16 protein-coding genes and 1 pseudogene are annotated in these 18,355 nt (G+C 63.4%); 13 read left to right on the top strand and 4 right to left on the bottom strand.

Translation table 11 applies throughout. The annotated features are described in order from the left end of the window. Nucleotides 1-43 precede the first annotated feature (43 nt). The 4 genes and pseudogenes from F3J19_RS32760 to F3J19_RS23700 form a co-directional block, all read left to right on the top strand. A pseudogene (locus F3J19_RS32760) lies at nt 44-433 on the top strand (cupin domain-containing protein); the annotation flags it as partial. A 15-nt stretch (nt 434-448) separates the two neighbouring features. Further along, nucleotides 449-1,399, top strand: coding sequence for a PDR/VanB family oxidoreductase (locus F3J19_RS23710; RefSeq protein WP_345889852.1), 951 nt, complete (start codon nt 449-451; stop codon nt 1,397-1,399). A 141-nt stretch (nt 1,400-1,540) separates the two neighbouring features. Further along, the gene (locus tag F3J19_RS23705) at nt 1,541-2,191 is read left to right on the top strand and encodes an NAD(P)H-dependent oxidoreductase (protein WP_167046922.1); all 651 of its coding nucleotides are present in this window, start codon (nt 1,541-1,543) and stop codon (nt 2,189-2,191) included. A gap of 12 nt (nt 2,192-2,203) precedes the next feature. Continuing rightward, nucleotides 2,204-3,268: a hypothetical protein gene (locus F3J19_RS23700; RefSeq protein ID WP_205193195.1), complete on the top strand. Its 1,065-nt coding sequence runs from the start codon at nt 2,204-2,206 to the stop codon at nt 3,266-3,268. A gap of 338 nt (nt 3,269-3,606) precedes the next feature. Here the strand turns inward: F3J19_RS23700 and F3J19_RS32755 are convergent, their stop codons facing one another. Continuing rightward, the gene (locus tag F3J19_RS32755; protein ID WP_240159190.1) at nt 3,607-3,831 is read right to left on the bottom strand and encodes a hypothetical protein; all 225 of its coding nucleotides are present in this window, start codon (nt 3,829-3,831) and stop codon (nt 3,607-3,609) included. Here F3J19_RS32755 and F3J19_RS23695 point away from each other — a divergent pair, their 5' ends adjacent. From F3J19_RS23695 to F3J19_RS23680, 4 genes are all read left to right on the top strand, one after another. Next, nucleotides 3,832-4,881, top strand: coding sequence for an aconitase family protein (locus F3J19_RS23695; RefSeq protein ID WP_240159188.1), 1,050 nt, complete (start codon nt 3,832-3,834; stop codon nt 4,879-4,881). Between the two features lie 8 nt (nt 4,882-4,889). Further along, complete coding sequence (locus F3J19_RS23690) at nt 4,890-5,405, top strand: 3-isopropylmalate dehydratase (protein ID WP_167046916.1); 516 nt, start codon at nt 4,890-4,892, stop codon at nt 5,403-5,405. Nucleotides 5,406-5,419: 14 nt separating this feature from the next. Next, nucleotides 5,420-6,289 carry an isocitrate lyase/PEP mutase family protein gene (locus F3J19_RS23685; RefSeq protein WP_167046913.1) on the top strand — a complete coding sequence of 290 codons (870 nt, stop codon included), beginning with the start codon at nt 5,420-5,422 and terminating at the stop codon, nt 6,287-6,289. A gap of 135 nt (nt 6,290-6,424) precedes the next feature. Next, on the top strand, nt 6,425-7,282 hold the full coding sequence (locus F3J19_RS23680; RefSeq protein WP_167046910.1) for an SMP-30/gluconolactonase/LRE family protein: 858 nt from the start codon (nt 6,425-6,427) through the stop codon (nt 7,280-7,282). A gap of 109 nt (nt 7,283-7,391) precedes the next feature. Here F3J19_RS23680 and F3J19_RS23675 read toward each other — a convergent pair whose 3' ends face one another. Then, nucleotides 7,392-8,414 (bottom strand): LysR family transcriptional regulator, encoded by a 1,023-nt coding sequence (locus tag F3J19_RS23675; protein ID WP_167046907.1) that lies wholly within the window; start codon nt 8,412-8,414, stop codon nt 7,392-7,394. Nucleotides 8,415-8,661: 247 nt separating this feature from the next. On the opposite strand from F3J19_RS23675, the gene F3J19_RS23670 reads away from it, so the two are divergent. Continuing rightward, on the top strand, nt 8,662-8,982 hold the full coding sequence (locus F3J19_RS23670) for a DUF4148 domain-containing protein (RefSeq protein WP_167046904.1): 321 nt from the start codon (nt 8,662-8,664) through the stop codon (nt 8,980-8,982). A gap of 217 nt (nt 8,983-9,199) precedes the next feature. On the opposite strand, the gene F3J19_RS23665 is transcribed toward F3J19_RS23670, so the two are convergent. Together F3J19_RS23665 and F3J19_RS23660 are read right to left on the bottom strand one after the other, a co-directional pair. After that, nucleotides 9,200-9,610: a hemerythrin domain-containing protein gene (locus F3J19_RS23665; protein ID WP_167046901.1), complete on the bottom strand. Its 411-nt coding sequence runs from the start codon at nt 9,608-9,610 to the stop codon at nt 9,200-9,202. 171 nt (nt 9,611-9,781) lie between these two features. Further along, nucleotides 9,782-11,017: an NADH:flavin oxidoreductase/NADH oxidase family protein gene (locus F3J19_RS23660; protein WP_167046899.1), complete on the bottom strand. Its 1,236-nt coding sequence runs from the start codon at nt 11,015-11,017 to the stop codon at nt 9,782-9,784. Between the two features lie 68 nt (nt 11,018-11,085). Here F3J19_RS23660 and F3J19_RS23655 point away from each other — a divergent pair, with 68 nt between their 5' ends. From F3J19_RS23655 to F3J19_RS23640, 4 genes are all read left to right on the top strand, one after another. After that, nucleotides 11,086-11,529 carry a MerR family transcriptional regulator gene (locus tag F3J19_RS23655; RefSeq protein ID WP_167046896.1) on the top strand — a complete coding sequence of 148 codons (444 nt, stop codon included), beginning with the start codon at nt 11,086-11,088 and terminating at the stop codon, nt 11,527-11,529. Nucleotides 11,530-11,700: 171 nt separating this feature from the next. Then, nucleotides 11,701-15,162 (top strand): DEAD/DEAH box helicase, encoded by a 3,462-nt coding sequence (locus F3J19_RS23650; protein ID WP_167046893.1) that lies wholly within the window; start codon nt 11,701-11,703, stop codon nt 15,160-15,162. Nucleotides 15,163-16,145: 983 nt separating this feature from the next. After that, on the top strand, nt 16,146-16,880 hold the full coding sequence (locus F3J19_RS23645; RefSeq protein WP_167046890.1) for a response regulator transcription factor: 735 nt from the start codon (nt 16,146-16,148) through the stop codon (nt 16,878-16,880). A gap of 38 nt (nt 16,881-16,918) precedes the next feature. Continuing rightward, a complete protein-coding gene (locus tag F3J19_RS23640; RefSeq protein ID WP_167047198.1) occupies nt 16,919-18,337 on the top strand; it encodes a FecR domain-containing protein in 1,419 nt (472 codons plus the stop codon). Nucleotides 18,338-18,355: the final 18 nt, after the last annotated feature.

The following is an 18,355-nucleotide window of genomic DNA, read 5'->3' as shown; positions in this document are numbered from 1 at the left end:
GACGAGTCGCAGCGAAAAGAACCCCATTGAAGAGGAGATCGCAATGAGCGACGCCGCGCGCGAAGTTCCCAGTCCAACCGTGGCCGCGGAAAGCGGGCCGATAACATGGCACGTCGATGACCGGCCATGGGTTCCGTTGACTGGTCTGTTCATCAACCGGTCCGGCTACAAGACCCTCACCGATGCCGCCTATACCGGCAACGCCTACAGCATCGAACTAACATCGGTCGGACCGGGCGGTTCTTCGCCCACGCACGTCGAGCCGCACGCGCATCTGTTCTACGTGCTGTCCGGCCGCGGCGAGGTGACGGTCGGCGACGAAGTCAAGGACGTGAAGGCCGGATCGGTCAGCCCGATTTCGGCCGGCGTGCCGCATTCGTTCCGCAATCTCGGTGAAGACGCGCTCGAGATGCTGGTCGTCTACCATCCGCCGCGCGTGCGCAAGCCGGTGGCAAGCGATCGGCTCAATGCGACGGTGTGCGCGATCCATCGCGAGGCCAGGGGCATCGTCAGTATCGAATTGACGCCGCAGGCAAACGAGGCGTTTCCGCCGTTCGACGCGGGTTCGCATATCGATCTGCATTTGCCCGACGGCATGGTACGCAGCTATTCGCTTTGCAATGCGCCGGGCGAGACGGGGCGCTACGTGGTGGGCGTTTATCGCGTGCCGGAGAGCCGGGGCGGCTCGCGCTACATCCACGACGGCCTGCGCGTGGGCTCGACCATCGAAATTTCGAAGCCGCGCAATAACTTTCCGTTGCACGAAGACGCCGCGCATAGCGTGCTGATCGCAGGCGGTATCGGCATTACGCCGATTCTCGGCATGGTCCGTCGCCTGATGGCCTTGGGGCGCCCGGTCGAACTGCTGTATTGCGCGCGTTCGCGTAGCGATGCGGCATTCGTCAAGCAGATCGAAGCATTCGGTTTGCCGGTGACGTGGCATTTCAATGACGAGCACGGGGATCGGGTGGATCTGCGGCACTTTCTGGCAAGCCGTCCGGCGGATGCGCATTTCTATGCATGCGGTCCGGCGTCGATGCTCGACGACTTCGAGCGGCTCTGTGCCGAACTGGGGCGGGAGCATGCGCATGTGGAGCGCTTTGTTGCACGCGATCTGCCGGCCACGCAGCAGTCGAGCTATGAAGTCGAACTGCGGCGCACCGGGCGCAAGCTCGCGGTGACGCCCGCGAAGTCGCTATTGCAGACACTGCTCGACGAGGGCATCGAGGTCGCGCATGGCTGCACGCAAGGGCTTTGCGGCGCATGCAAGACGCGCGTGCTCGAAGGAGAGCCCGATCATCGCGATTCGGTGCTGACGTCTGCTGAACGCGCGAGCCATGCCGTGATGACAGTCTGCGTGTCGGGCTGCAAATCGGGGACGCTCGTACTCGACCTGTAGTTCGCAGGGGTAAGGGCATGCACTGCTCCGCTAGAAGCACTTGCAAAGAGTAACAAGGATAATTATAGTCCGTGTTACATTGGGTACGCGAAATTCCGCGTCCCATCAACTTTGGTTTATCGATTCACTGGAGAGTGCGTCATGAAAATCCTGCACATCGATTGCAGCCCGAGGGAAGACTCGCATAGCCGGAAACTTTCGGCTGCCATCGTCGCGCGACTTCTCTCCGTGGATTCCGCCGTGTCCGTCGTGCGCCGCGATCTGGGCCGCCATCCCATCCCTCATACGGAGGCCGGCTATGCCACGGTGCTGTCTTCGCCGGGAGCATTGGCTTCCGCGCAGGCGGATGCGGCCACGCATCTGTCGGAGCAGTTGATCGGAGAGATCGAGGCTGCGGATATTCTGGTCGTGGGTACGCCGATGAACAATTTCACGGTGCCTTCCGTACTCAAGGCCTGGATCGATCAGATTCTCCGGATGGGCCGCACGATCGGCGTCGCGCCGACAGGGGAAAAGATCGGTCTGCTGCAGGACAAGCCGGTTTATATCGGCATTGCTTCCGGCGGAGTTTTCACGGGCGCTCGCGCGAAACAGCCGGACTTTCTGACGCCTTATCTGACGGCTGCATTCGGCTGTGTGGGATTGAACTCCCTGCAGTTTTTCGCCTTGCAGGCCACCGCGTTTCTCGACAACGATCAACTGGCCGCGGAGCGTGATGCCCTGATCGCCACCATGGATACGGCAGGAATCGGCGCCGTGCGGCTGGAACGGCGCGACGGCCAACCGGGCTGATGGCTTTAACTCATGAAACAACGTTCACTCCAGGATGACACCATGCTCGTCAGAGAAGAGAATGCAATAGAGAGCGCTGGGCGCCTGGCGGTGCAAAGCATCGACCCGGCCGTATTCATCGCGCCATTGGCCGCGGCAGCCTATCCCTTCCTGCTGATGCTTTTTCATGTACTGGTCGGGTCTCCCGGGACGACGCCGACCGTCGTCGATATCGCCGCTGCGGCGTTCGTGCTGGTGTTCTCCTTTGCCGCGCCCATGCTCGGGATTGCAGTCGCATGCCGGCCGCACATTCATACCGGTTTTCGTCGTCTTGCCTACTTCAGCGTAGTCGCACCGACCTTGTATGTCTTTCTCGGCGTCGTGCAGACTTTGCTAAGCAGTCCCATTCCGGATCCCTGGGTCTGGTGTGTCATCTGGATCGCAGCTGTGGTGGGCGCGCTCCGTCATACCGGCGACGAAACGCGCCGCACCGTGGCGCCGGGTCTTGGAAAGTGGCGGGTCGCTCACGGCGTAAGCGCTGTGATCCTCTGCTTTTATGTGCTTTTCCACCTGGGGAATCATCTGACAGGGTTGATCGGCCCGAGCGCGCATGCCGCGGTCATGGATGTCGGCCGGTCTGTCTATCGGGACAGATTCGTCGAGCCGGTGCTGGTTGCCGCCTTCCTGTTCCAGATCGTCAGTGGTCTCTATCTGAGCTGGCGCTGGAGCGAAACACGGCATGATTTCTTCCGTACTTTCCAGATCGCCTCAGGTGCGTATCTTTCCCTGTTCATCCTGGGGCATATGAACTCGGTTTTCATCTACGCGCGTTGGTATCTGCACATTCCGACCGACTGGAACTTCGCGACCGGCGCGCCGACGGGTCTTATTCATGACCCATGGAACATTCGCCTGCTGCCGCACTATGCACTCGGCGTGTTCTTCGTATTGGGCCACCTCGTTGCAGGTTTCAGAGTCGTACTCAATGCCCATGGCATGGACCGACGCATCGTAAACCGGGCCTGGTTTGCCGGTGTGGCCGTGAGTGCCGTTATTGCGGCAGCCATTATCGCCGGCATGTGCGGTGTCAGGATCTAACGTACGGTAGTAGGGGCGAGGCGTGGCTCACACGACCTCGATATCGAGGCATGACGCCATGTTCTGGCGTCCTGCCTCAATGAATCACGGCTAAACGAAGCGCGAACACGGCCGGCAACATCGGCCGGGACGCTTGAATCGGTAAACGGGCTCGGTGGAAAAACACCTTGTCCGTTTTAGTGTTAATCGGGGCCGTACTCCATGAAAGGCCTGAACAGCGGGGATCTCACTCGATCCAGTTAAAACGCTGCTAGCTGCAATTCATATTTTGCGCTTCAACCCCAGGTGATTGGTCCACATAATCTGCGCACTGATATTCGCATAACGAGCGAATGCAGTTATTCAGAGGAAAGACCATGGGTTCCACAATCACCGAAAAAATCATGGCCCGTGCAGCGGGCCTGGATTCGGTTGCGCCGGGCGATGAAGTGATGGTCAAGCCGGACTTCGTGCTGGCATACGACTTCCCCGGCTACACGAATGTGTACTTCAGCCAGTTGAAGAAAGACCTCGGCATCGAGCGGATCGCCGAGCCCGACCGGTTCGGGCTTTTCATCGATCACATGGTTCCCGCGATCTCGGCCGACGAAGAGGTCTTTCATGGCGAGACCCGGCAGTGGGCATCGGAGAACCGTGTTGCGCTTTTCGAGCGAAAGGGCATCGGGCACCAGGTTGCCGCCGAGGAGGGTTATGCCGTTCCCGGCGCGCTGGTCGTCCATTTCGATCCGCATATCAGCCAGTTGGGGACGTTCGGGACCCTCGCGCTCGGCATTCACCGGAACATGCTCGAAGCCTATTCGCGCGAGCGCATTGCGCTGCGTGTGCCGCATACCGTTCGCATCGACCTGAAAGGCAAGCTCAATGCGGGCGTGATGGCGCGAGACGTGTTGCATCACATCGTGAGGCAAATCGGCTCGGGCGGCTGCCGTTTCAAGGTCATGGAGTTCGCGGGAGCGGGGCTCGACGCCTTTTCGATCGAGGGGTTGCAGACGCTGACCGGGCTTGCGATGTTCACCGGCGCCATTTCCGCCATCGTGAATCCGGACAAGGAGCGCCTGCGCGTTGCCCTGCCGAGGGCAAGGAAGACCATCGAGCCGCTCTACAGCGATCCCGACGCGCATTACTCCGCGATTCACGAAATCGATTTGAGTGCGATCGAGCCCATTGTCGTCGTGCCGCCCAGCCCCGCGAACACACGCGACCTGCGGGATTTCATCGGCTTGCCCGTGCAGGCCGGATATCTGGGGTCGTGTGCATCGGGACGCCTGGAGGATCTGAGGGCGGCAGCGGCTGTTCTGCGTGGCCAGACAGTCGCCGACGGATTCAACCTCAACATCGTGCCGACGTCCCGGCAGATCATGCTCGATGCCGCGCGCGAAGGGATTCTCGCGGCGCTCGTCGAAGCCGGCGCCTTTGTCTCGTCGCCCAGTTGCGACTACTGCTACGGACGCATGGGAACACTATCCGCGGGACAACGCGCCGTTTCCACGGGCACGCTCAATGTTCCGGGACGCATGGGCAGCGCCGACGCGGAAATCTTTCTCTGCAACGCTGGCGCTGTCGCGGCCGCGGCGATCGAAGGCTGTATTGCCGACCCGCGCGAATACCTGTGAGAACGAACATGAGCCTGAAAAATCTTCGCGGGCGTATTGCATTCGTGTTTCCCGACGATGACTACGACGTCGACCAGATTGTCGGCGTCAAGAATATCCGCATACAGGACGCCGGAGAATTGCGGCGCATCGTGATGAAATCGATCGACCCCGATTTCGTCTCGACCGTTCAGCCGGGCGATATCCTGATCGGCGGCCACAATTTCGGCTATGGTCATCCTCACTATCCCCCGATGACCGCAATGCGCGATCTGGGCATTTCCTGCGTCATCGCGGAGTCGTTTTCGCCGGGCTACTGGTGGGGCGAAATGGCGGAAGGATTTCCGCAGATTACCTGCCCAGGCATTCTCGAATTCGCGCAGCGGTGGGATCAGCTCGAAGTGGTCTGGAGCGAAAACATCGTCAGAAACAGAACCTCGGAGCGCTCGCTGCCGTTTGAACCGTTCGGCGCTTCCGAGCTTCAGATCATCGGCGAGGGCGGTCTTGTCAAATATCTCCAGTCTTTATCTTCCAGCCGCCCGTGATAGGCGCTCAAGCAATGACAACACTCCTACCCATTCGACAATCCGGTGAAGTATCGGCTGTCCTCAGAGGCGCGGCGAACGAAACCCGTGCCCTCGTCATTCCCGGTGCGTACGACGCGTTTAGCGCGAAGCTCGTCGAGAGCGCGGGATTTGGCGCCGTCTATGTCGGCAGCTATGCGACTGCGGCCGCCGCCTACGGCATGCCCGACGTCGGCAGCCTGACGCTGGACCAGCTCGTCGACCATGCGCGAAAAGTCGTCTCGGCGGTTTCGGTGCCGGTGATCGCCGACGCCGAAGGCGGTTTCTTCGAGCCCGGCAATATCTGGCGCACGGTACGCGAATTCGAGCAGGCTGGTGTCGCGGCCATTCATATCGAAGACCACGCCGGCGGCAAACACACCCATTTGCCGCAACGTCTGATTCCGCTCGAGCAGATGCTCGCGCGACTGCGCGCGGCGCTCGACGCGCGCAGTTCCGCGGACTTCATCATCATGGCAAGAACCGATGCGATGTGGGCGCTGCAAGACGAGAACGAAGCGATTCGCCGTATCAGGGCCTTCGCGGAGATCGGCATCGAGTACATTTTCGCCAATGGCGCGACGCCGGAAACGTTGCGGCGAATTCGCAGGATGGTGCCCGCGAAATACGTCACCATCGGTCATCCCTCGGTGACCGATCGCAGCCAATGGGACGGCGCCGCGGATATCGTCCTCGATTACGGATTCTGCCTGCAAGCCGTGGCGAAATCGCTGGGGGCGGCGCTGGCAACCTATCGAAGCTCGTCGGATACGAGCCGCACCGACGCTTATATCGAACCTGCCGATGTGTTCGAAGCACGTCTCGGCTACGGCGCGTTTACGGAGCGGGCGAATCGCTATATCTGATCCGCCCGCTCACCGGATCGCGCGTATGCCGCGCGCGATCCGGCTTCTCCCTGGCCGACCTCAGCGCCGGATAACCGCGAAAGCCATCTGGCCAGCGCGGAGGTTGCGCAATCCAATGATCAGGATGTCATACGAATGAGAACCGAACCGGCTCAATTACTCGCCGACCATTTTGCCTTCCTCGAAGGTCCACGCTGGTACGGCGGCCATCTCTGGGTTTCCGATATCGCGGACATGAAGCTTTATCGCGTTACCGTTGAGGGCGATCGCGAGGTCGTCTGCGAGGTTCCGCATCGCCCGTCGGGGCTCGGCTTTCTGCCGGACGGCACGCCGGTCGTCGTGTCGATGGTCGACCGGAAACTGATGCGTATCGTCGACGGCAAGCTGGTGCTGCACGCCGATTTGTCCGCACTCGCGCCCGCCGATCTGAACGATCTGGTCGTAGACGGGCAGGGGCGAGTCTATGTCGGAAACTTTGGCTACGATCTCTTTGGCGGTGCCGGCAAAGCGCCTGCCGATCTCTACGTCGTGGAACCGGACGGCTCGGCGCGCGTCGCCGCAAGCGGATTGGATTTTCCTAACGGCGTGGTACTGAAGGACGGTGGGCGGACACTCGTGGTTGCGGAGTCATGGTCGAATCGCCTCACCAGCTTCGAGCGGGATGACAAGGGCAATCTTTCGGGGCGCCGCATCTATGCGGACCTGAATGAGCATCAACCCGATGGCATCTGCGTCGATCGCGAAGGCGGCGTATGGGTGCCGTGCTTCAATACCGGGGAGGTGCTCCGTGTTCTGGACGGCGGTGTCGTCACGGACAGGATTTCGCTGGGAGACCGGCGCGCCGTGGCTTGCCAACTCGGCGGCCATGACGGGCGGACGCTGTTTTGTTGCACGTTCGACGGTCCGCCGGAAGATCTGATGAGCCGAAAGCGGCTGGCCGCGATATATACATTGCGTGTTGCGATTCCAGGTGGGGGATGCAACGTTGCGTGATGTTGCCGCGCGCTTCATCGGGCGCGGATTCATCGTGTGCGGATACGGCGTGTCAGCGCGCCTTGGCGCGGGAGAACCGGCCGCCTCTCCCGCCGTGTCCTTTCGTGCGTTACGCGGACGCCACTCGCGCAACGGCCCTGAGCAATGGCGCAGACGTTGCCGGCAGCGCAGCGATCTTTGGCGAAGTCAGAGCCCGAGTGTCCGTTAGCGCATCGAGTTCGCGCTGCATCTGTGTCAGTCCTTCCTGAATCGTCGTTCGAAGATGCTCGATCAGGGTGCGAACCTTGGCGTCCGGGTAACGTCCCGGAGCGTATATCGCGTACACGTTAAACGGGCGAAGCCGATATTGCGGAAGCACCCTCACGAGCGCGCCACTGCGCAGATCGTCGAACACGCTGTAGACCGCGAGCGCACCGATGCCGGTGCCCATACGCAACGCATGAGCGAGCGCATCGGGCGTATTCACCTGGAACGGCGACGCGTTCACGGGCACCGTCATGGCGCCATTCGCGTTTTCGAGGTGCCATTCGTTGGCCGGCCCAATAGGACTCGCAAACCGCAGCAGTGTGTGGTTCGCAAGATCGGCCGGCTCGCCGGGTTCGCCATGCGCGGAAAGATACGCCGGCGAGGCGACGAGCACGGAATGCGTCGTTCCGAGAATGCGGGCGACATAGCCGGAATCCGCGAGTTGCGACGCGCATATCAGCGATACGTCGTAGCCGTCTTCGACAAGGTTCGGCACATCCTGCTCGACGCCGAGTTCGACCGTTACGTCGGGATGATCGGCCTGATAGGCGAGCAGCGATGCGGTGACGAAACGCTGGGCGAGCCCGGGTGACGAATGCACGCGCAGATGGCCCGAGAGCGTGGTCACCATGCTGCGTGCCTCGGCGTGTGCGAGATCGACATCGGCAAGGATGGCCTTGACGCGCTCGTAATAGCGCGCTCCCGCTTCGGTCAGCGAGAGATGGCGGGTGCTGCGGCGGAGCAGCGTGGCCTGCAACTGCTTCTCCAGCGACGAAACAGCGCGCGAGATCTGGGCCGTGGTCGTATCGTTTTCATGCGCGACGGCAGTGAAGGTGCCGGCTTCGACGACGCGAACGAACATGCGCATGCTTTGAATGGTGTCCATGACAGACGTTCCTGCTAAAGCGCCGAAGCGAATCCGGCATGGACGTATAGTGCTCATTTTTGACGTTTATGTCAAGAATGAGCATTGCTGCCGTTGAGCGACGCTGTGCTCGATTACCGGCATCGGATGAAAGGGTGAGTATCCGTCGTGCCGCTTAAACAGCGGAATACTGCTGCCTACACTGGGAACCACGACGAAGCACAGCCAAGTCGTCAGCTATATCACCTTTTCCAATGAGGTATCGATCATGAAACGCAGACTCGTTTTTTCCCTTCTGGCACTCTCGTTTGTTCCGGCGCTGACATTTGCCCAATCCGGGCATTCCGTCACTCGCGCCGAGGTTCGCAGCGAACTGGCCCAGCTTCGGCAGGCCGGATACGACGGCGATACCGACGCGTCTTACCCGACAAAACTTCTGGAAGCGCAGAGCCGGATCGCCAGCGGCCACGTCGGGACGTCGGCGACGGACGTAGGCGGCCGTGTTAGTGGATCGTCGCAGTCCGGCGTAGCCGTGCGGGGCAATACAGGCGAAATCCCCGGTCTGCGGTCGATCTATTCCGGCAATTGAAGTTCAGGGCGAACTTTTCCGTGCGGAGATCCGCAGAGTGGACATCGGTGCGATCCATCACGCGCACGGAACCGATGGACCGCCCGAACGCTTCGGATTCCGTAGCGTATTCGTTTTCTCTATGGCAGGCACCTCACGCCCCTCGCTATAGGCACAGGCAGCTGTACCTATAGCGAGGGGCGTGACGACAGTCCGTTTGAGACCACGGAATAGCCGGTTATATTTTTTCCAGCGTAGGATACAGCTCGATATTTTCCTTCTGAATCCGCTCGTGAAGCGCCTTGAATACCAGGTTCGCTTCGGACCGGAAGCCGTCGACGTCGTCGGCGATGCGTCGAGCGGACAGCCATTTGCCGGCAAACTTCATGTAGGCCGCGCTCAGATCCCCCATTTCCGCCTGGTAGCGATGGCCCAATACCGCATGCGACCGGTCGGACGATTTCTGCAAGGCCGGATACAGCACCGCGTCCTCGACCGACAAATGCAGCTTGATGGTGGCGCTCATGGAGACAATCTGCCTTGCGATCTCCGCGGCGTGTTCCACAACGCCGGCTTGACTGAGGCTGCGCAATTGCGTCACGGTACTCATGATCTCAATGTGCTGTTGTTTGAACTTGTCGATATTCATGTCACTTTCTCTTTGGCCATTTGATTTTCTATTTGCTGTGTTCCCCATGCGAGGAAAATCGAAACGATATCAATCGGGCCGTGCAGCAGACAGGTGCAAGAAATGAGCATCGAATCAGGACATCTGCAACATGCGCATGAGATCGGGTTGGGTCAAAGGAACGAATAGCGTTTATCGATTGGCGTTTCGCCATTCATGATATCGGGCGGCCAATTTTCGTGTGCGAATCCGATCAATAACGAGACTGTAGACGGCCGAATACGAACGCCGGGGACGACGTCCCGCGGCGATGGCATAAAGCCGGCGCTTCACGAGCGCCATGGTCGCGAGCCCGGCCGCTGCCTTGTCTTGCCAGCGGACCGCAACGAGCGGCGCATCGACCGGCTGACCGTCATGCCAGCGTTGCGGCAGGTCCGGCACGGATGCAAGCGCGGTGGCCATGCCGACAACCGCGACGCCCGCGTCGAGCACCGATTCCGCGATTGCCTGCCGGCGGATGCCGCCGGTCGTCATGACGGGCATGCAGGCCACGGCGGCGATCTCGCGCGCGAACCTCAGAAAGTAGGCTTCGCGGGCCAGCGTGCGGCCGTCCGCGGTACGTCCCTGCATGGCAGGACTTTCGTAGCTTCCGCCCGAAAGCTCGACCAGGTCGACGGCTTCGTTGTTGAGCCACAGCACGATTTGCCGGGCGTCATCCTCGGAAAATCCACCGCGCTGGAAATCGGCGGAATTGAGTTTGACCGCGACGCCGAATGCCGTGCCGACGCGCTCGCGCACCGCGCGCACGACGGACAGCAGCAGCCGCGCGCGGTTCTCGAGTGAGCCGCCCCATGCGTCGTCGCGTCGATTGGTCAAGGGGGACAGGAATTGCGAGATCAGGTAGCCATGTGCCGCGTGGATTTCGACGCCGTCGAAGCCGGCCGCCTGAGCCGCCGCCGCGGTATCGGCGAAACGCTCGACGACCTCGTGGATTTCGCCGGCAGTCATGGCACGCGGCCGAGCAAAAAGCTTGCTGTGGCGCCCGAGGTCGAGTGCGATCGCGGATGGCGCCCAGGCGTCATGCCCCAGCGCCGCGATGACCTGGCGGCCGGGGTGATTGATCTGCATCCATGTGCGCGCGCCGTGCCGCCGCGCTGCTTCGGCCCAGCGCCTGAACGGTTCGAGAGGCGTGCCGCGCTCCAGCACGACACCGCCGGGACCGGTCAGGGCGCGCCGGTCGATCATCACGTTGCCGGTAATCAGCAGGCCGGCGCCGCCCGCTCCCCACGCGGCGTAGAGACGCCAGAGCGCGGGCCCCGGCAGTTGTCCGGCGTCGGCCAGATTTTCTTCCATCGCGGCTTTTGCGATGCGGTTCGGCAGGGTATGACCGTTGGGGAGAGGAAGCGGAGCGAACAATGGCGATACCATCGGGCGGCCTTTTCGTCTTGGAAACGGCGCTTATACTAGGTTTCAAGTTCACTTGAAGGTCAAGTCAGATGAAGATTGGAGAACTGGCCGCGCGCACCGGCATGGCCGCTTCGGCAATCCGTTTCTACGAACAGCGCGGCTTATTGCCTGCGGCCACGCGCGGGGCGAACGGTTACCGGATCTACGACGAATCGGCGGAAGAGCGGCTCAAGCAGATTCAACTGGCGCAAAAGCTCGGCTTTACGCTGGACGAAATGCAGACGGCGATCAAGGAAATGGGGGATTTTTCGCAGGACGGACTGCTCGGACGGATCGATCGGAGGCTCGGCGAAATCGATGCGCTGCGCACGCGGCTCGACGAGCAGCGCCGTGTACTGCTCGGGGTGCGCGACGCGCTTCAGGCCGAGTGGGCGGCGGGGCGTTGCTTCAAGGTGGATCGGTTCGAGGAGCGGCAGGGCGTGGCGCGCCGCGCCGATGCCGCGCTGCCGCGCAGAGGGGCGAAGCTCCGCTGAGCGGGTCCGGGCAGGAGCCGGGGCGATTTCCGCTGCGATTGGCCGATACGGCCACGTCTGTTCGACGCGTAAAATGGCGGGCTATCGCAAGCGAGCACAGGCAAGCGCCGCCGGACCACGTCGCCGGGCGGTCGCGCCTGCCTTCGCCGGTTTGAACAGGAATGCACGCGGATGTCGTCAGTTTTCTTCGATCGGGAAAGCATTACGGAATGGCTCGGTGACTGGACGGTCGCGAAAGCGCGCTCGGTAGGCGCGGTCAGCAACGTGACGTGGCAGGGCGCGACGCTGAGCGGCGACGTGCAGGGCTCGCGGCCGCGGCCGTACCGGACGCGCGTGCGTTTTCGCACCGACGGCGGTTCGCCGTGGGCGCAAAGCGACTGCACGTGCCCGGTCGGCCGCGATTGCAAGCACGTCGCGGCGCTGCTGCTCGCGGAACTCGACTATCACGACGAGATGGATCACATCACGCAGGTGGAAGAAGAGAGCGGCGAGCGCAGGGCGGATGCTTCCGTCGCGGAGCCGACGATCGTCGCGCCCGGCGAGCCGTCGTCGAGCGTGCGTCCGGAACTCGTGAGCTGGCTTGAACGTTTTCGCGCCCGCTCGCAGGCGGCCGATGCCGCCGCGAAGAAAGCCGAGGTGCGCAAGGCGGGCGCCGCCCGCTCCGAAACGCTGGTCTACCGGCTCAACTGGTCGCGTTTTCAGATGCGCCACGAAGTCGTGCTGCACCGCGCCCGCTGCGCGGCCGACGGCACGATCGTCGAAATCGGCGAGACCTGGGACGACGTCGAGGCCGCGCTTCTGAAGCAGCCTCGCTTCGTGTCCGACGAAGACCTGTCGATCCTGCGCGGCCTGTGGCTTGGCCGCTCGCGCGAGGATTTCGGCCAGTTCGTGCTGCGCGGCGCGAGCGGCGCCGAGACCTTGCAGAAGCTGATCCTGACCGGCCGCCTGTTCTTCGACTTCGGAACCGCACCGGGCGAGGCGGGGCCGAGGCCGCTCGCGCGCGCCGCCGACCGGCCCGGCCGCATCGAATGGGAGCCGCTGGCCGACCGGCGTCTGCGTCCGGTGCTGCGCACCGAGCCGCGCGCGAGCATGGTGCTGCCGACCGAGCCGGTCTGGTACGTCGACGGCGTCGCGCACGAGGCCGGTATCGTGCCGCTCTCGCTGCCGTTCCAGCAGTTGCCCGATTACCTCGCCATGCCGCCGATCTCGCTCGCCGAGGCGCCGCTCGTCGCGTCGGTATTGCGCGAGGTGGCGCCGGAACTGCCGCCGCCGCCCACTCACGAGGCGTCCGCGCTGCGCGTGATCGACGTCGATCCGGTGCCGGTGCTCACGCTCGACAGCCATGAGGCCGCGGGCGCAAAAGCGGCGAAGGCGGCGAAAGCGGCGGGCCCGCGCAAGTCGGCGGCGCTCGAACTGGCCGCCGTGAGCTTCGACTACGACGGCGTCAGCATCAACGCCGACAGCAGTGTGACGCTCGTGCCGCTGCCGGGCGGCGACGTGATCCATATCCGCCGCCACTACGAGGCCGAGAAAAAGCGCCTGCTCGAACTGCGCAAGACCGGTCTGCAGAAGGTGCCGACGCGCAGCGTCTATGCGTCGCGCCTCTTGCCCGACACGATGCTCGGTCTGCCCGATGCCGATGCATGGTCCGGGTTCGTCAACGACGCGGTGCCCGAGCTCGTCGCCAAGGGCTGGCGCGTGACGATGGCGCCGGAATTCCGCTACAACGTGATCGAGATCGACGCGATCGACGGCACCGCGCGCGAGGCCGGCGACGGCTGGTTCGATCTCGAGATGGGCATTCGCGTCGGCGAGCGCAACGTGCGGCTCGAACCGCTGCTTGCCGACCTGTTCCGGCGCGACCGGCGCTGGCTTGGCGGCGCGCTCGAAACGATCGGCGACAGCGAGCCGATCGAGCTGAAGACCGAGGAAAACAAGCGGCTGCGGCTGCGCGCCGATCGCCTGAAGCCGGTCGTGCGCGTGCTCGTCGATCTGTTCGACTCGCTCGGCGGCGCGCTCGCCGAAGGCGCGCCGCTGCGCGTGGCCGCCGTCGATGCCGGCCGGCTCGCCGCGCTCGACGACACCGGCCGCTGGCAATTCAGCGGCGACGACTCGATCCGCGAACTCGCGCGCCGTCTGCAAGCCGGGCCGGGGCTGCGCGCAGTGCCGGTGCCGCGCGGTCTGAAGGCGGCGTTGCGCGCGTATCAGCAGCAGGGCCTCGACTGGATGCAATTTCTGCGCGAGCAGGATCTCGCGGGCGTGCTCGCCGACGACATGGGCCTCGGCAAAACCGTGCAGACGCTCGCGCATATTCTCGCGGAGAAAGAAGCCGGGCGGCTTGCGCGTCCCGCGCTGATCGTCGTGCCGACCACGCTCGTGCACAACTGGCGCGAGGAAGCGCGCCGCTTCGCGCCGGAGTTGAAGGTGCTCGTGCTCAACGGGCCGCAACGCAAGGAGCGCTTCGAGCAGATCGGCGCACACGAGCTGATCCTGACGACCTATGCGCTGCTGTGGCGCGACCAGAAGGTGCTGGCCGAACACGACTACCACCTGCTGATTCTCGACGAAGCGCAGTACGTGAAGAACGCGTCCACCAAGGCCGCGCAGGCGATTCGCGGGTTGCGCGCGCGGCATCGGCTGTGTCTGACGGGCACGCCGCTCGAAAATCATCTCGGCGAGCTATGGTCGCAGTTCGATTTTCTGCTGCCGGGCTTTCTCGGCACCCAGAAGGACTTCACGCGGCGCTGGCGCAATCCGATCGAGAAGAACGGCGACGACGTGCGCCGCGCGCTGCTCGCGCGCCGCATCAGGCCGTTCATGCTGCGCCGTCGCAAGGACGAAGTCGCGAAGGAACTGCCGGCCAAGACCACGATCGTGTGCCCGGTCGATCTCGAAGGCGCGCAGCGCGATCTGTACGAGACGGTGCGTATCGCCATGCAGGAAAAGGTGCGCGCGGCGGTCAGCGCACAGGGGCTCGCGCGCAGCCACATCATCGTGCTCGACGCGTTGCTGAAGCTGCGCCAGGTGTGTTGCGATCCGCGGCTGGTCGCCGCAGCCGGCGTGGCCGGCGGCGCTGCCGCGCGTGGCGAGCGCCAGATGCGCTCGGCCAAGCTCGATCTGCTGTTGTCGATGCTGCCCGAGCTGATCGAAGAAGGGCGCCGCGTACTGCTGTTCTCGCAGTTCACCGGCATGCTCGCGCTGATTGCCGCCGCGCTCGACGAAGCCGCGATTCCCTACGTGATGCTGACCGGCACCACGGCCGATCGCGTGACGCCCGTCGAGCGGTTCCAGCAGGGCGACGTGCCGCTCTTCCTGATCAGCCTGAAAGCGGGCGGCGTGGGGCTGAACCTGACCGCCGCCGACACGGTGATCCACTACGACCCGTGGTGGAACCCCGCCGCCGAGAATCAGGCCACCGACCGCGCGCACCGGCTCGGCCAGGACAAGCCGGTGTTCGTCTACAAGCTGATCGCGGCGGGCAGCATCGAGGAAAAGATCGTGGCGTTGCAGGAGCAGAAGGCCGTGCTGGCCGACAGCATCCTCGCGGAAGACGCCGCCGGCACGGCGAAATTCTCCGACGACGACCTCGAGGCACTGTTCGCGCCGATGCCGGAGATCGAAGGCGCGAGGTGAGGGAAGCCGACGGCGTGAGATCGGAACCCCGGAGCGCGAAGGCAAGTTGTAACAAAACTCTTACATACGTAAGTTTAATGTAAGTCGATGCGCGAGACGGGGTCTGCTCATATCAAGATCGGACGCATATGGCACCGACCTTCGGCGCCGTCGTCCGCCGTGGAGCCGGTAAGAGTTATCTCGCGAGCGGTTACAAAGGCAGTTCTTTCCTCTTGAGCGCGAATGTCGTCGCGGCTACCGTGGCGTGACTCGTGCGGCTAGACCCCGGCGAGCGTGTGTAGTGTTTGAGGCGGCGTTACCTCGGTGAGGCGCCGCCGCTTTTTTTATCGACCGGCCGCCGGCCATCCTGGTCTTTCGCTGCTTCCTGCCCGATCCGAATCAATTCCGATCCCTCGTTCGATCTCGCGCAAGCCAACGGGTATCGGCGTTCTTGCGAGTCGATCGCGGAGGCATTCGGCGACACGAAGTTTCAACGAAATCTGACAATGTTTAAACCATTTATCTTGAGACTATTCCTATACTAGCCAACAAATTGTTAAATCGAAGTTCTTTCACGAACTGGCTGAAAGGGGATTTGCAGACGGGGCCAAACACTTTCCCGGCAACGATAACAGTCTTGAGCACGTGCATTTCCCGGGACTCCGGCATACACCGGCGGTCATAGGAAAATCTAAGAAAAACGCGTAGGACGCTTTCAATCAGGTTTTTTTCGCGACGGATTGCCGCCACACGGCAGCCGGAAAAAGAGGGTTTCGATTATGATGATCTGCCCCGCATAATCGAATGCAATTTCGTCTATGCGCTGATTTCGAGCTTATGCGAAAGCAGTGCGAAACGGGGGCGAAGGCAAAGGACCATTTATTCAGGAATAGCAGCCGGACTCTTTTTGGGGAAGCCGGATCGGCGGTTCGCACCGTCATCCCGGCGCTCTGCCGGTTAGCCGGCGACCCGCCAGGAAAGGCGCTATTGCGTTGTGGGGTGTTATGAGAATTGCAGTCCTCGATGATGATTCGGCCCAGGCCGATCTTGTTTGTCAAACGCTGTCGGCGGCGGGGCATGTCTGCCACGCCTTTGGTGCGGGCAGAGAACTGGTGCGCCAGCTGCGGCGTCAGACGTTCGATCTGCTCGTGCTCGACTGGAACGTTCCCGACATGTCCGGCGAAGAGGTGCTGCGCTGGGTGCGCGAAAGCCTCTCCGAGCGCCTGCCGGTTCTGTTCATGACGAGCCGGGGCCGCGAAACCGACATCACCTCGATCCTGAATACCGGCGCGGACGACTATCTCGTCAAGCCCGTCTCCGCCGCGGTACTGCTTGCGCGCGTCGGTTCGCTGCTGCGCCGCGCCTACTATCTGAAGCCCCCGGCGAGCAAGGAAGTCTTCGGCGACTTCGAGTTCGACCTCGGCGCCAAGCACGTCGTCGTGCGCGGCACGCCGGTCGCCGTCACGCAGAAAGAGTTCGAGCTTGCGCTGCTGCTGTTCCAGCACCTGAGCAGGCCGCTGTCGCGCGCGCATATTCTCGACGTGATCTGGAAGCAGGCCACCGACATCCCGTCGCGCACGATGGACACCCACGTCTCGATGCTGCGCAGCAAGCTCGGTTTGCGCCCGGAGCAGGGCTACCGTCTGACGCCGATCTACGGCTACGGCTATCGCCTCGAGCGGATCGAAACCGATGCGCCGCCGGCCGCCGCGGAACGTTCCGAAGCGGGGGAGGCGTGACGGTTTTCGTGGATACGGCAGCGCGCACCCGCGCTGCCATGCCGGGCCGCCGCTCCACCGCGTGGCTCGCGCTGGCCTGCCTGATGGCAACGAGCGCAATCGGCGGGAGCGCCGCCGCGCAGGCGCGCGCGAGTGGCGCGCCAGCCGGTGTCAAGGCGCCGCCTGCTTACGTGTCGTACACGACCCACGAGGGCGACACGCTGTACGACATCGCCGGCCGTTATATGGCCGATCCCGCCGACTGGGCCTTGTTGAGCCGCCTTAATCACGTACCCGCGCCGCGCCGCATGCCGGCCGGCATCGTGCTGCGTCTGCCGACCGACAAGCTTCGCCAGGATCGGGACACGGCGCGTGTCGTCGCGATGAGCGGACCGGTCGAGCACGCCTTCGGCACGAGCCCGTACCTGCCGCTCAAGACCGGCACGACGCTTGCCGAAGGCGATCGCGTACGCACCGGCACGAACGGCTTCGCCACGCTCGAACTGCCCGACGGCTCGTACGTCACGGTCGCGCAGGACGGCGAACTCGACATCGAGAAATTGCGGCACACCGTGCTGACCGGCACGGGCGACCGCGTTTTCGATTTGCATCGCGGCGAAGTCGAGAGCCAGGTGACGCATGCGACGCGGCCCGACGACCGCTTCCAGATCCGCTCGCCGTCGGTGGTCGCGGGCGTGCGCGGCACGCGTTTTCGCGTCGATTACGACGGCGGCGCGCAGACCACTTCGGTCGCGGTGCTCGACGGCGCGGTCGGCGTCGATCCGGCCGCGCAGGGCGCGCAGGGTGGACGGCGCGCCGCGCCGGCGCCGGGTGTGCCGCTGCAGGCGTCCGAGCAACTGGTCAAGGCGAGCTTCGGCAACATCACGCATGCGGGCGGCGCGGTCGGCAGTCCGGTCGAGCTGTTGCCGGCGCCGGCACTGCTGCAGCCCGCGCGCGTGCAGGACGGCAAGACCGTCGCGTTCGATCTCGCGCCGGCCGAGCACGCGGTCGGCTATCGCCTGCAGATTTCGCACGACGCCGACCAGCTCGATCTCGTGCGCGACATGCGCGTGAGCGCGCCGCACGCGGATTTCGGCGCTTTGCCCGACGGCACGTATTTCGTGCGGATCGCCTCGACCGACGGCAACGGTCTCGACGGCCTGCCGAAGGTCTATGCGTTCGAGCGCCGTCAGCTCGGGCTCGATGCCTCGGCCGCGCAGCGCGCGGGCAGCCACGACTACGAATTCCGCTGGTTCGTGAGCCAGAGCAACGTGCCGACGCGCTTCCGTTTCGTGCTCGCCAAAACCAAAGACCTGAGTCATCCGATCGTCGATCGCGCCGATCTGCCCGGCGGCCAGCTGGTGGTGAGCGACCTGCCCGCGGGCGACTACTACTGGATGATCGTCGCCGAGCAGTTCGAAAACGGCCGGTTCTACGAAAAGAACAGTTCGGTCCGCTCCTTTACGCTGGCGCGCTGACGCTGGTAGATTCTCGGG

The sequence above is a fragment of the Burkholderia sp. Ax-1724 genome (assembly GCF_011752995.1).
Classification (GTDB): Bacteria; Pseudomonadota; Gammaproteobacteria; order Burkholderiales; family Burkholderiaceae; genus Paraburkholderia.
This window is presented reverse-complemented; position numbering and strand designations above follow the sequence as displayed.